The 13,437-nt window shown below is 42.8% G+C and carries 13 protein-coding genes; 7 read left to right on the top strand and 6 right to left on the bottom strand.

Features of this window, described 5'->3' with window-relative positions:
• Nucleotides 1–192 precede the first annotated feature (192 nt).
• The gene (locus R7P74_RS03030; RefSeq protein WP_005378424.1) at nt 193–1,272 is read left to right on the top strand and encodes a porin; all 1,080 of its coding nucleotides are present in this window, start codon (nt 193–195) and stop codon (nt 1,270–1,272) included.
• Between the two features lie 76 nt (nt 1,273–1,348).
• Nucleotides 1,349–2,026 carry a DUF2057 family protein gene (locus tag R7P74_RS03025; RefSeq protein ID WP_017634732.1) on the top strand — a complete coding sequence of 226 codons (678 nt, stop codon included), beginning with the start codon at nt 1,349–1,351 and terminating at the stop codon, nt 2,024–2,026.
• Nucleotides 2,027–2,111: 85 nt separating this feature from the next.
• On the opposite strand, the gene R7P74_RS03020 is transcribed toward R7P74_RS03025, so the two are convergent.
• Nucleotides 2,112–2,813 (bottom strand): pseudouridine synthase, encoded by a 702-nt coding sequence (locus R7P74_RS03020; RefSeq protein ID WP_225473784.1) that lies wholly within the window; start codon nt 2,811–2,813, stop codon nt 2,112–2,114.
• Nucleotides 2,814–3,124: 311 nt separating this feature from the next.
• Here R7P74_RS03020 and R7P74_RS03015 point away from each other — a divergent pair, with 311 nt between their 5' ends.
• Complete coding sequence (locus tag R7P74_RS03015) at nt 3,125–5,350, top strand: NADP-dependent isocitrate dehydrogenase (protein ID WP_225473787.1); 2,226 nt, start codon at nt 3,125–3,127, stop codon at nt 5,348–5,350.
• A gap of 185 nt (nt 5,351–5,535) precedes the next feature.
• Here R7P74_RS03015 and cspD read toward each other — a convergent pair whose 3' ends face one another.
• Complete coding sequence (cspD, locus tag R7P74_RS03010) at nt 5,536–5,754, bottom strand: cold shock domain-containing protein CspD (RefSeq protein WP_005378407.1); 219 nt, start codon at nt 5,752–5,754, stop codon at nt 5,536–5,538.
• A gap of 704 nt (nt 5,755–6,458) precedes the next feature.
• On the opposite strand from cspD, the gene clpS reads away from it, so the two are divergent.
• Both clpS and clpA read left to right on the top strand, forming a co-directional pair.
• Nucleotides 6,459–6,779, top strand: a complete 321-nt coding sequence (clpS, locus tag R7P74_RS03005) for an ATP-dependent Clp protease adapter ClpS (RefSeq protein WP_005378419.1) — start codon at nt 6,459–6,461, stop codon at nt 6,777–6,779.
• A gap of 50 nt (nt 6,780–6,829) precedes the next feature.
• Entirely contained in the window at nt 6,830–9,097 is a 2,268-nt protein-coding gene (clpA, locus tag R7P74_RS03000; RefSeq protein WP_005387879.1) for an ATP-dependent Clp protease ATP-binding subunit ClpA, read from the top strand.
• Nucleotides 9,098–9,229: 132 nt separating this feature from the next.
• Here clpA and infA read toward each other — a convergent pair whose 3' ends face one another.
• The 3 genes from infA to aat form a co-directional block, all read right to left on the bottom strand.
• Complete coding sequence (infA, locus tag R7P74_RS02995) at nt 9,230–9,448, bottom strand: translation initiation factor IF-1 (protein ID WP_001040192.1); 219 nt, start codon at nt 9,446–9,448, stop codon at nt 9,230–9,232.
• Nucleotides 9,449–9,529: 81 nt separating this feature from the next.
• Nucleotides 9,530–10,231, bottom strand: coding sequence for an arginyltransferase (locus tag R7P74_RS02990; protein WP_225473788.1), 702 nt, complete (start codon nt 10,229–10,231; stop codon nt 9,530–9,532).
• A complete protein-coding gene (gene aat, locus R7P74_RS02985; protein WP_005387881.1) occupies nt 10,228–10,935 on the bottom strand; it encodes a leucyl/phenylalanyl-tRNA--protein transferase in 708 nt (235 codons plus the stop codon). Before aat ends, R7P74_RS02990 begins: the two co-directional genes overlap by 4 nt.
• Before the next feature lie 39 nt (nt 10,936–10,974).
• Between aat and R7P74_RS02980 the strand changes: the two genes are divergently transcribed.
• Entirely contained in the window at nt 10,975–11,451 is a 477-nt protein-coding gene (locus R7P74_RS02980; protein WP_005378348.1) for a glycine zipper 2TM domain-containing protein, read from the top strand.
• Nucleotides 11,452–11,741: 290 nt separating this feature from the next.
• Entirely contained in the window at nt 11,742–13,022 is a 1,281-nt protein-coding gene (gene aroA / locus R7P74_RS02975) for a 3-phosphoshikimate 1-carboxyvinyltransferase (RefSeq protein WP_318122672.1), read from the top strand.
• A 63-nt stretch (nt 13,023–13,085) separates the two neighbouring features.
• Here aroA and R7P74_RS02970 read toward each other — a convergent pair whose 3' ends face one another.
• Complete coding sequence (locus tag R7P74_RS02970) at nt 13,086–13,334, bottom strand: YciN family protein (RefSeq protein WP_005387884.1); 249 nt, start codon at nt 13,332–13,334, stop codon at nt 13,086–13,088.
• Nucleotides 13,335–13,437: the final 103 nt, after the last annotated feature.

Below are 13,437 nucleotides of genomic sequence, written 5' to 3'. Positions count from 1 at the left end.
TGTTTTGTAATGGTATTTTGTTTTTTTTACATTGGTATTTAGAAAATTTGACAGCCAGAATAATCTTTTGCACTCTTAGCTCCAGATTTTGAGGAGGTGCTGTATAACGTTTTGTTAACGCTCTACCTCAAACATATAAAAAAGGGAACCGGACAAGGATATCCCGAACTAAGAAAAGGCAGTGGATTAATTATGAAAAAAACTCTATTAGCACTAGCTGTAGTTGCGTCTGCAACTTCAGTGAACGCAGCTGAAGTATTCAAATCTGAAGAAGGTTCTGTAGATTTCTACGGTCAGCTACGTCCAACTCTTCTATTCACAGAAAAAACTGATCACACAGCAGAGCTAAACACTAGCTCTTCTCGTACTGGTGTGAACGCGGTTTACGTTGTTGACGAAAGCCTAAAAGTTCTGGGTGAAGTTGAAATCGGTGTTGCTCTAGGTGACAACTACGACGCAGGTGCTGATTCAAGCGAGCGTACAGATGACTCTGTATACGTACGTCGCCACATCATCGGCTTTGATATGGGTGATATGGGTACTCTTCGCTTCGGTAAAGAAGGTACTTGGGCTGATGACGTATACTTCGCAGATTACTCTTACTTCTTCGGTGGTAACGCAGCGGAAACTGCATACGGTCACGCTTGGAACAACGATTCTCAAATCAAATACGCTTACGAAAATGACGCATTCTGGCTAAAAGCTGGTTACGCGCTAGGCGAAAAAGATTCTAACGAAGAAGTACTAGAAGTATTCGTTGGTAAATCTTTCAACGACCTATCTCTACACGCTGGTGTACTTACTGCGAACAACGACATCAACGTAACTAAAGAGAAAAAACTAGTTCTTAATGGTGTAGAGCAAACAGTTTCTCACACAGAGCGTACTGATAACGAAAACCTATCTTTTGAAGTAACTGCTGAGTACGCACTAAACGAGCACACTCTAGGTGCTACGTACTACTACAACGAAAACGAAGATAAGCTAGGTAAATCAACAGTTGATTCACACTACATCGTTGTAGCTGGTATGTTCGCTGTTGCTCCTAAAACAACTCTATACTCTGGTTACGAGTACCTAGCTCAGTCTACTGACGAAGCAGGTAAAGTAGACGCAGACTCTTCTTGGTTCTACGCTGGTGTTGAATACAAGTTCTCTAAATGGGCACGTGTATTCGCAGAAGCGGGTTACACTTTCGAAGGTACTGACTTCGACAACAAAGACACAGACGACGCAACTAACTTCGGTGTTGGTGCTCGTTTCTACTGGTAATCAATACCCAGTTTGATATTGTAAGACCCAGCTATATGCTGGGTCTTTTAATATGAAGATAAGGATGAAAAATTCTATGCAGTTATCATTAAAAGTGGCAATGGCACTGTCTATTTTTGCCAGTACAAACCTCTACGCTGCAACGACTTTAGTGGTTCCAGAAGACGTGAAGTTATTGGCCGTCAACATGGAGAAGCCAGATCTAGAAGGTGGTCTTTTTTCTAGTGAGAAGACAATCGAACTACCTGACGGAACGAATCAAATTGTCTTCAAATATCAACCTACATTCGAAATTAACGAAAACCTTAAGACGGTTTACAGTGATGTAATCGTTGCTAAATTTGATGCTGAAAACGAAAAGCTAACGTTTGAACTGCCAGAGTTTAAAACTCTTCGCCAAGCGCAAAACAACATCTCGCCTCTAGATTGGCAATTACTGGATACCAAAGGCCAACCTATTGCTTTGGTCGAAGATGTATTAGAGTCAGATGGTGTTCAAATTGGTCGTAATTACCCTCAAGAATCTCGTAACTACAATATTGCTGGCGGTATCGCGAGTGTTGCCGTTAGTTATGTAACTGTGAATCAGCATCAACAATCAGTAAGTGATATCGAGCCTCGAGTTGAGACTAGTGATACCCGTTCAACAGCCGCATCGAACGACAGCCCAATGGTTGATGTATTAAAGACTATGTACCAGAAAGCGTCTCCGGCGGAAAAAGAGGCATTTAAAAACTGGCTTGCTGAGCAGTAATCCCTTAGTTCATTAGATAGGGCTTAACTGAAAAAGTACGAATCTAAAAAGCAGGCTTTAAGCCTGCTTTTATCTTTTCTGCTTATTAGAGAGAGATTTCTCTCCATTCACCAGGCATTAGGTCGTTAAGGACGATATCACCCATCGAATGACGAATGAGGCGCAAAGTAGGGAAGCCAATGTGCGCAGTCATGCGACGCACCTGACGATTTCTTCCTTCGATAATGGTAATGGCTAACCAAGTGGTAGGGATATTTGCGCGAAAACGAACCGGAGGAGTTCTGTCCCAGACTTGTGGTTCTGGAATAACTTCAACTTCGGCTGGTAGAGTCATACCATCTTTTAGCTCTACTCCCTTCCTCAATTTTTCAAGATCTTGCTCCTGAGGAGCGCCATCGACTTGAACCCAATAAGTCTTCGGCGATTTTGACTTTGGCTGCGTTAACTTCGCCTGCAAGATGCCATCGTTAGTGAGTACCATCAAACCTTCGCTGTCTCGGTCCAATCGGCCAGCCGCATAGACATTTTTGATTGGGATATAGTCCGCTAACGTTTTGCGACCATCGCCATCGGTAAATTGACTGAGCGTATCGTAAGGCTTATTGAAAATAATGACTTTACGATCTTTAGGGGCCACTTTTGGCTTTTGGCTTTTTGTTGGGCGATTAGGGCGGCGGTCTTGCTGAGTACGAGTCTTCGAGCCATTGCGAGCTCCTGAGTGTTTAAAATGGTCCGTTTTAGACTGGTTACGACTGCGACCTTTTTCCTGACCTGTACGAGATGACATGTTAACTACCCTGCAAAAATGTAAATGAACTGTGTTTGAAAGTTTTAAGTTTTCTCATGATCGGATATGATTTGCGCGCCTAAAACTAACAAACGCGCACAGAATGATAGACTAATTCGTGTTATTTGTTTAATTATATCAGTGCACTCATGGATTCAGAGCTTAGAGCTTCAAACTACAACAAAGAGTGCGAACCGCATGTGGCGTTAGTGAGGAGACATGTACTGCTAACGTGCAGCAATGCGTCAATTAAACCAACTCAGACGCTGAGTTGATCAGCCAACAAGTTGATTAAAAAATAGGGAAATTTCATGCCTACAGAAAAACCTACAATTATCTACACCATCACTGATGAAGCGCCGGCGCTAGCAACTTATTCATTACTACCAATCATTCAATCATTCACAGCATCGTCTGGCATCAATGTAGATACTCGTGATATTTCACTAGCAGGTCGAATTATCGCTAACTTCCCAGAGCATCTAAAAGAAGAACAGCGCATTGGCGATGCGTTGACTGAGCTTGGTGAACTAGCTCAAACTCCAGAAGCAAATATCATCAAGCTACCTAACATTTCAGCTTCAGTTCCTCAGCTTAAAGCGGCGATTAAAGAGCTTCAGGCGAAAGGTTACGATTTACCAAACTACCCAGAAGAGCCGAGCACGTACGAAGAGAAAGCGATTAAAGCGGCTTACGACAAAATCAAAGGTAGTGCGGTTAACCCAGTACTTCGTGAAGGTAACTCAGACCGTCGTGCTCCGACTTCGGTTAAGAACTACGCGAAGAAAAACCCACACTCAATGGGTGCATGGTCAGCAGAATCTAAGTCTCATGTTGCGAGCATGTCAGACAATGACTTCTTTGGTAGCGAAAAGTCTACAACTATCTCTGGTGCAACAGAGGTCAAAATCGAGTTTGTCGGTAATGATGGTACAGTTAAAGAGCTTAAGTCTGCGTTCCCATTACTAGATAAAGAAGTCATTGATACTTCAGTAATGAAGAAGAAGGCGTTGGTTGAATTTTTCGAGAAAGAGATTGCTGAAGCGAAAGCGCAAGACGTGCTGCTGTCTCTTCATATGAAAGCGACGATGATGAAAGTTTCTGACCCTGTCATTTTCGGCCATGCCGTAAAAGTTTACTACAAAGACGTTTTCGATAAGTACGGTAAGCTGTTTGAAGAGCTAGGCGTTGATGTAAACAATGGCATCGGTGATGTTTACTCAAAAATTGAGTCTCTACCTGAAGCGCAAAAAGCAGAAATTGAAGCGGCCATTCAAGCGGTTTACCAAACTCAACCAGAACTTGCGATGGTTGACTCTGATCGTGGTATCACAAACTTACATGTACCAAGTGACATTATTGTAGATGCTTCTATGCCAGCAATGCTTCGCTCTTCGGGTCAAATGTGGGGACCAGATGGTAAACAAAAAGACACCAAAGCGATGATTCCAGATCGTAGCTATGCAGGTATTTACCAAGCGGTTATTGATTTCTGTAAAGAGCACGGCGCATTTGATCCAACCACTATGGGTAGCGTACCTAACGTTGGTCTAATGGCTCAGAAAGCTGAAGAGTATGGTTCTCACGACAAGACATTCATTCTAGACGCTGCGGGTACTGTTCGCGTTGTTGATGCTTCAGGTAACGTACTGTTAGAGCAAGCGGTTGAAGAAGGTGATATCTTCCGTATGTGTCAGGTTAAAGACGCACCAATCCAAGATTGGGTTAAACTAGCAGTGACTCGCGCACGTGCAACAGGTGTTCCAGCTGTATTCTGGCTAGATGAAAACCGCGCGCACGATGCTGAGCTCATCAAGAAAGTAAACGCCTACCTACCAGATCACGATACTGACGGTCTAGAGATTAAGATCCTATCTCCTGTTGAAGCTTGTAAGTACTCACTAGAGCGTATGAAAGCGGGCCTAGATACTATCTCTGTTACAGGTAATGTTCTTCGTGACTACCTAACAGACTTGTTCCCAATTCTAGAGTTAGGTACGTCTGCTAAGATGCTATCTATTGTTCCATTGATGAATGGTGGTGGTCTATTTGAAACAGGCGCTGGTGGTTCTGCTCCTAAGCACGTTCAACAAGTAGAAAAAGAGAATCACCTTCGTTGGGATTCTTTGGGCGAGTTCCTAGCGCTTGCAGCTTCGTTAGAGCATTTAAGTGTAGTGACAAACAATCCTAAGGCTCAGGTTCTCGCAGATACACTAGATAAAGCGACCGGTGAGTTTTTAGACACCAACAAATCTCCGTCACGCAAAGTGGGTGAGCTAGATAACCGTGGAAGCCACTTCTATCTTGCACTTTACTGGGCGAAAGCGCTTTCAGAGCAAACGGATGATGCGGATCTTGCTGCTGAATTTGCACCAATTGCAAAAGCGCTGTCAGAGCAGGAAGAAACGATCGTTGCTGAGCTAAATAATGCGCAAGGCGTGAAAGGTGAGCTAGGAGGTTACTACTTACTAGACGATGCATTGGTTTCTAAATTGATGCGTCCAAGCGAAACCTTTAACGCAATCATTAACAAGTAAGTTAGTGTTAAAAAACACGTCGTTTTCGGCGTGTTTCCTATCCTGTAAGTGCGTTGTAAGTGTTCCTTTTGTAACACGTGCTCTAAATAGTAAGAAACCCGCTATCTTGGCGGGTTTATTTTTCTCTTCAAAACATCAACTTGACGTTTCGAGAGCAATATTTTTATATTTCGACAGCGCTCTAATTATTTGGCTTGGCCTTCAAGAGGCACGACGCTACTCGCGTGACAGCCTTTGGGACCTTTTTCAATCTCGTAAGAGACTTGTTGGCCTGCTTTCAGTGTACGATAACCGTCCATCTGGATAGTTGAGTAGTGGGCAAAGATATCTCCCTCTTCTTCATCTGAACAAATAAACCCAAATCCTTTGGCATTGTTAAACCACTTTACTGTACCTGTAGCCATGCTTTACATCCCTCATGCATTTTTTACTGATGTTGTTACTGCAACCAAGTTATACCTTTAACTTGGTACTACCATTGTCAGCGAATGCCAACAAACGTCAAATCAATGATAAGTCACATTCATCAAACCACTTAAAGAAGAGAGGTTTCAAAATGATGATTTATGCATCGACACTTTCCACTGTAGTCAATGAATTTCGACAGTCAATAGCAGTGAGCAACAAACAGAAACATAATTGAAAACAAATCACTTTTGAGATTAACAAATTTGCAAACAGTTTTTCGTATATACGCAGAAGTTTAGTCAATTTGCCTATGAAGTGGTTCATACTGAAAAAGCCATACTGTCCGTGTTGCTTATGGTAGAAGAATCCTCTGACTGAATAAAAAATGAAGTTTTCGTGATAATTACCGTATTCTCAATGAGGAAGTGTGATCCAGGTAGAAGATGATGGGGCGGTTTGCAATAGTCCGAAAGCAATAAATAGAAAGTTCTTTTATAAGAAAAAATGTGTAACTTATCGACAAGCATCTTTTATTTGCGCCGTATCAAGACGTGCATTAGTCTCTATATTAGGTAGCAACTTTTATCGATCAAAGATCGAATTCGGTGCCATAACTCACTACACCGCGCTGCATGCTTGTGGTAGATTGTTTTTATAGGTCGAAAACATCAACCCTTTGATACGATATCTTTAGATTGCCATGAGTAAAAATTTTGAATGGGTCACTCCGGACTCTGATCTTCTGGAGCGAGAAAGTACGAAAGTCCAGCCACCTAAGCTGTACAATGTCGTACTCAATAATGATGACTATACACCTATGGATTTCGTCATAGAGGTGCTTGAGCGATTTTTCTCACATGATATTGATAAAGCAACTCAAATCATGCTTCAGGTCCACTATGAAGGAAAGGCAATCTGCGGCACATACAGCGCAGAAATTGCCGAGACAAAAGTAGCGCAAGTTACGATGTACGCAAGGGAAAATGAACATCCGCTACTTTGCACTATGGAGCAAGCGTAAACAAAGAAGACTTGCTCGAACAACCCCAGTTGTTTTTTCGGGAGGTACTTATGCTAAATAAAGAACTAGAGTCAAGCCTTAACGGTGCATTTGCTCGGGCGCGAGATAAACGCCACGAGTTTATGACTGTCGAACACCTCCTACTTGCATTGTTGGAAAATGATGCAGCTAAGGAAGCCCTTCTAGCTTGTAAGGCGGATCTTGACGCTTTACGCAACGAACTCGATATTTTCATCGATCAAACTACGCCTCTTATCCCAGATAGTGATGAGACGCGTGAAACGCAGCCGACTTTGAGTTTTCAACGTGTACTACAACGCGCCGTCTTTCATGTACAGTCGTCTGGTCGTAATGAAGTAACAGGCGCCAACGTGCTTGTTGCTATCTTCAGTGAGCAAGAGTCGCATGCCGCTTACCTTCTGAAGAAAAATGACATCTCCCGATTAGATATTGTTAACTTCATCTCCCACGGTATTACTAAAGCATCAGGTGCAGGTGAGGATTCATCATCAGACTCGTTTAGCTCAGAAAGTGTTGAAGAGCCTAATTCTGAAGAACGCTTAGAAAGCTTTGCGACGAATCTTAATCAAGTCGCTAAAGATGGAAACATCGACCCACTCATTGGACGTGATAAAGAGTTAGAGCGCACTATTCAGGTACTTTGTCGACGCCGCAAGAATAATCCACTACTAGTGGGTGAGGCAGGGGTTGGTAAAACAGCCATAGCGGAAGGTCTTGCATGGAGAATTGTCGAAGGGCAGGTCCCTGAGGTTATTCAAAACAGCGTGATTTATTCACTAGATATTGGCTCTTTGCTCGCTGGTACCAAATACCGCGGTGATTTTGAAAAACGCTTCAAGGCGATTTTGAAACAACTTGAAAAAGAAGAAGATGCCATTTTGTTCATCGATGAAATACATACCATCATCGGTGCAGGCGCGGCATCTGGTGGTCAAGTCGATGCAGCAAATCTTATTAAGCCTCTTTTAAGTAGCGGTAAGTTGCGTTGTATTGGTTCGACGACATACCAAGAATACAGCAACATTTTCGAGAAAGAGCGTGCGTTGTCTCGCCGTTTCCAAAAGATAGACGTTGTAGAGCCTTCATTGGATGATACAACTAAAATCTTGATGGGCTTGAAGCCGAAGTACGAAGCTCACCATGAAGTACGTTATACCAATAAAGCACTGCGTGCCGCGGTAGAACTGTCGGCTAAATACATTAATGAACGCCATCTACCAGATAAGGCCATTGATGTCATTGATGAAGCTGGTGCTCGTAGTCGTCTTGCTCCTGCAAGCCGTCGTAAAAAAACGGTCGGAGTGGCTGATATCGAATCAATGGTTGCCAAAATGGCGCGAATTCCAGAGAAGTCGGTTTCTTCTTCAGATAAAGACATTTTGAAAAACTTAGATAGCAAAATGAAGATGTTGGTATTCGGTCAAGATAATGCGATTGATGCATTATCCGAGGCGATCAAGCTGACACGTGCAGGTTTAGGTGTAGACAACAAACCTGTTGGTTCATTCTTGTTTGCAGGCCCAACAGGGGTTGGTAAAACAGAGGTGACGGTGCAGTTATCTAAGCTTCTAGGTATCGAGCTACTTCGTTTTGATATGTCTGAGTATGGTGAGCGTCACTCCGTAAGTCGCTTAATTGGTGCGCCTCCTGGTTATGTCGGTTATGACCAAGGTGGTTTGCTAACTGATGCTGTTATTAAGCACCCACATTCAGTCGTATTACTTGATGAGATTGAAAAAGCGCACCCTGATATCTTTAACCTGCTGTTGCAAGTCATGGATAACGGTACGCTAACGGACAACAATGGTCGCAAAGCAGACTTCCGTAATGTCATTCTTGTTATGACAACTAACGCAGGAGTGGCGGAAACCGAGAAGAAATCAATTGGTTTGATTCAACAAGACAACAGTCATGATGCAATGGCGGAAATTAAGAAGGTGTTTACTCCTGAGTTCCGTAACCGTCTTGATAACATCATCTGGTTTAACAGCCTTGATGAAAGCGTTATCCATCAAGTGGTTGATAAGTTCATTGTCGAACTGCAAGTGCAACTTGATGCGAGAGGCGTTTCAATGGAAGTATCGCAAGACGCTCGCCATTGGTTAGCACATAAAGGTTATGACAAAGCTATGGGGGCTCGCCCAATGGGGCGTGTTATCCAAGAACAGCTTAAGAAGCCTTTGGCTAACGAACTGTTGTTTGGATCTTTAGTTGACGGCGGTACAGTGAAAGTAACGCTGGTCAACGATACGCTTGAGTTTGAATACTTAAGTGAGAAAGAGACAGCGATGCATTAATCGTTAGTCGGTAACAAACGCAAAAGCGCACGAGAAGATCGTGCGCTTTTTTATCTGAACTAAATCGGAAAAATTATGCAATAAAAAACGGAGCAGCTTGCTCCGTTTTTTATTGCATCCGAAAATCAGAGATTAACGAGCGCGGAAGACGATGCGGCCTTTTGACAGGTCGTATGGAGTCATCTCTACAGTTACTTTGTCACCCGTTAGGATACGGATGTAGTTCTTACGCATCTTGCCAGAGATGTGAGCAGTCACAACGTGACCGTTTTCAAGTTCAACACGGAACATAGTGTTTGGTAGAGTGTCAAGGACTGTGCCTTGCATCTCGATTACGTCTTCTTTAGCCATTTAATCCTCTTTAGAAATTAGGCAATATTAGCGGGCTATATTCTGCCGCTAAATAGTAATTATGTAAAGTTGAGGCGTATTCTACCCTCGCCAACGCTGATTTACTAGCCTTTGGTGGCGTTGAAAGCGTGTTTTGTAGCTCATTGCTGGGCACTCATCAATCTGATATCCCAAATATAGCCACTGTTGTTTGTTTTCTTGGCAGTATTTAATTTGATAAAGCACTGCTAACGTGCCAAGAGATAACTCGTAGTCAGGGTCAAAAAAAGTATAAAAAGCACTCGAGCATTGTGGCATCAAATCTGTCACTGCAATGGCGAGCAATTGATCTGATTCATCGTAAATGTGTAAAAACGACGTTGTCAGCCAGCTCGTTTGAGCAAATCGAGCAAACTCATCACGCTTTGGTGGGTACATAGTGCCGTTTTTATGCCGTTTGCAGATGTACCGACTGTAAAGCTCAAACCATTCCTCATCCATTTCAGGGTTCATTTCCCAGCGTAAAGACTGTGCTTTATTAAGCAGCCTCTTCTGACTTTTTGATAATCTAACGTCTGGAATCGATACTCGAATTGGCTGGCAAGCGGTGCAATGCTCGCAATGCGGTTTATATATGGTATCTCCGCTACGACGAAAACCGTTAGCCATGAGCAACTGGTAATTTTCTTCAGTATGCAGCCTTTCATCAAGCGCCACCGCAACCCGCTCTTGCCGTTCAGGCAAATAACTACAAGGGTGATTATTCGTCAACCCTATTCGAATATGTTGTATATCCGTACTCATACTGAATCCTGCAAAACTTGGGGCTGATAGGCATCAAATAGTGTTTGCTTTTCTCTTAAAGATAGTAGTTTTTGCATAAATTCGTCACGCTCAAGTTCAAATGCGCCAAGTGATGCCAAGTGAGAATTCATAACTTGGCAATCGATTAATTGACCTTGCTTTGACGCCAAATGGTTGCATAAGTACCACAATGCAATTTTGGATGCGTTATCTTTTAGACTAAACATCGACTCTCCGCAAAAAAGTTGGCCCACGCAAATGCCATATAGTCCGCCAATCAGGTTGTTGTCATGCCATACTTCTACAGAGTGACAGTGACCAAGTTTGGCTAACTCAATGTAGGAAGCTTGCATTTCCTCGTTGAGCCATGTTTCCTCTGCAGGGCGTGTTGAAGAACATAGTCTAATCACTTCTTCTGTCGCGAAATTGAGTGTTACTTTATAGTTATGTTTACGCTGAAATTTTTTGAGACTTTTAGATGGCTTAAACTGCAATGGGTCAAACACAGCGCGCGGAGAAGGGCTCCACCATAAAATAGGTTCACCAGGACCATACCAAGGGAAAATGCCTTGATAGTAACCATTGAGGATTCTCATGGGGTTTAAGTCACCACCAAAAGCCAGCAAACCATTGGGGTCGCTGAGTGCTTTATAGGGTGAGGGAAAGTTGAACGTTTCATCGAGTTCAGTTAAATAAATAGCCATAAGAAGTCGTTACCAACATTGGAGTCAGAGGAGTTTATGATGACCTGGTTAAGAAATATCGTAAAAGTATGGCTTGGGATCATACTGTTTTTACCACTTGTCGCCAACGCAGCCTATGAAAGAAATGTTGCCAAGCCAGTTAATGAAGTAGTTTACGGGAAGATTGACTCTGTCCGTTATATTACTCAACAAGAGGTTGTTCAATCGAAAAGTAACGGTTGGAAGACACTACTTGGTGCCACTATCGGTGGTTTAGTCGGTAATCAATTTGGTGGCGGTACGGGAAGAGAAGTCGCGACGGCAGTGGGTGCGCTTGCAGGTGCCGCAGTTGCTCAAAACCAAAGTAATTACCAATACACGGTTGAATATAAGTTAGTTGAGCTACTCATCAAAGTGAAGGGTGATAAGCTAATTAATGTCATCCAAGATGTTGATAAAAATATGTTATTTAGTCGAGGGGATGAAGTTCGTATTTTATATTTTGATGATGGAGTCAGGGTTGATATCACTTATTAACCCTAGGTTGTTTTAGCCTAACGAAGCTTAATCAGGCATGTACAGTCGGGCTGGCTTATTGTCAAATCAAGTCGAAATAGTTTGCTGTTTCGCCGTGCTTCTTTCGCTCTTATTTACATCGCTGGCAATGCCTTTAATTCTGTATCTTTAGGCTGCTTGAGGATATTCATAAATTAGCGCCGATTTACTCTGGTTTTGTCGTGTTTTTTTGGGTAGTCTGAATTCACGAAGAATTGTTTAGCCCTCATAAAAAATCGTATGTTGAGGGCACAAAGGATTATCAACTTTTAATGGAAAGCCTAACGTTACAACCTATCAATAAAATTCAAGGGGAAGTGAACCTTCCTGGCTCTAAAAGCGTTTCTAATCGAGCTCTTTTACTTGCTGCTCTTGCTAAAGGCAGAACTCGCCTTACTAATCTCCTCGACAGTGATGATATTCGTCATATGCTGAATGCGCTGACTAAACTAGGCGTTCAATACCAACTTTCCGAAGATAAAACAGAATGTCTCGTTGAAGGCCTTGGGCGTCCGTTTTCTGTCTCAGAACCAGTAGAATTATTTCTCGGCAATGCTGGCACTGCGATGCGACCATTAGCTGCGGCTCTTTGTCTTGGAGAAGGGGAGTATGTACTGACGGGCGAACCTCGTATGAAAGAGCGTCCAATTGGTCACCTTGTCACGGCACTGAAAGATGCTGGTGCGAACGTTGAGTACATGGAAAACAAGAACTTTCCGCCTCTCAAAATAATTGGTACTGGCCTAAAAGCAGGTACAGTTTCTATCGATGGGTCCATTTCAAGTCAGTTCTTGACCGCTTTCTTAATGTCTGCGCCATTGGCTGAAGGTGAAATTCGCATCAACATCGAAGGCGATTTGGTTTCTAAGCCTTATATCGATATCACCCTGCATATCATGAAGCAGTTTGGAGTCGATGTGATCAACAACGACTATCAAGAGTTTGTGATCCCAGCCGGTCAGCAATACATCGCTCCAGGTGATTTCTTGGTTGAAGGTGACGCGTCTTCTGCTTCTTACTTCTTGGCGGCGGCAGCCATCAAAGGCGGAGAAGTTAAAGTCACGGGTATCGGTAAAAACAGCATTCAAGGTGATATTCAATTTGCTGATGCGCTTGAAAAAATGGGTGCAGAAATTGAATGGGGTGATGACTACGTAATTTCACGTGTTGGTCAATTAAAAGGCATTGATATGGATTACAACCATATCCCTGATGCTGCAATGACCATCGCGACAACAGCGTTATTTGCCGAAGGCACTACCGCTATTCGTAACGTTTATAACTGGCGTGTAAAAGAAACAGACCGTTTGTCAGCTATGGCGACTGAGTTACGTAAAGTTGGTGCGGAAGTGGAAGAAGGGGAAGACTACATCATCGTCAAACCTGTCTCTCAGTTAAAGCATGCTGCGATTGATACTTACGATGATCATCGAATGGCGATGTGTTTTTCGCTGGTGGCACTTAGTGATACGCCTGTGACGATTAACGATCCAAAGTGTACGTCGAAAACGTTCCCTGACTACTTCGACAAACTTAAGGCTTTAAGCTGCTAAATATTCTGACCTGAAACAGGAAAGCCAGAGTGAATAACACTCTGGCTTTTTTGTTTCCCAATACTATTTAACCAGCGTAAATTCCTTAGAAAGGTGATGCGCTAAGTATTTGAACATATTGAATACTGCAGTCGTATTTGAAGTTGGTAAACCTTTGTCATCAAGGAAGTATTCACCTTTAAAAACTAAAACACCTTCTTTTTCTTCTACACTTGTTGCTCGCATTCCCTCGATGTAATCATCGTGCTCTTGGATGATTTGGTTAGCGATCAAAAGAAGGTCGAACTCTTCGATAAACGTTCTATCAGACATATTCTTTCTACCATCCTATTCAGTTAAGAACGCTGAGTATACCTACAACTAAAATGGGTTTGCATGATTAATTCAGTCAATCGTTCAGTAAGACTAAACAGAT

Source organism: Vibrio sp. 2033, from assembly GCF_033339735.1.
This window is presented reverse-complemented; position numbering and strand designations above follow the sequence as displayed.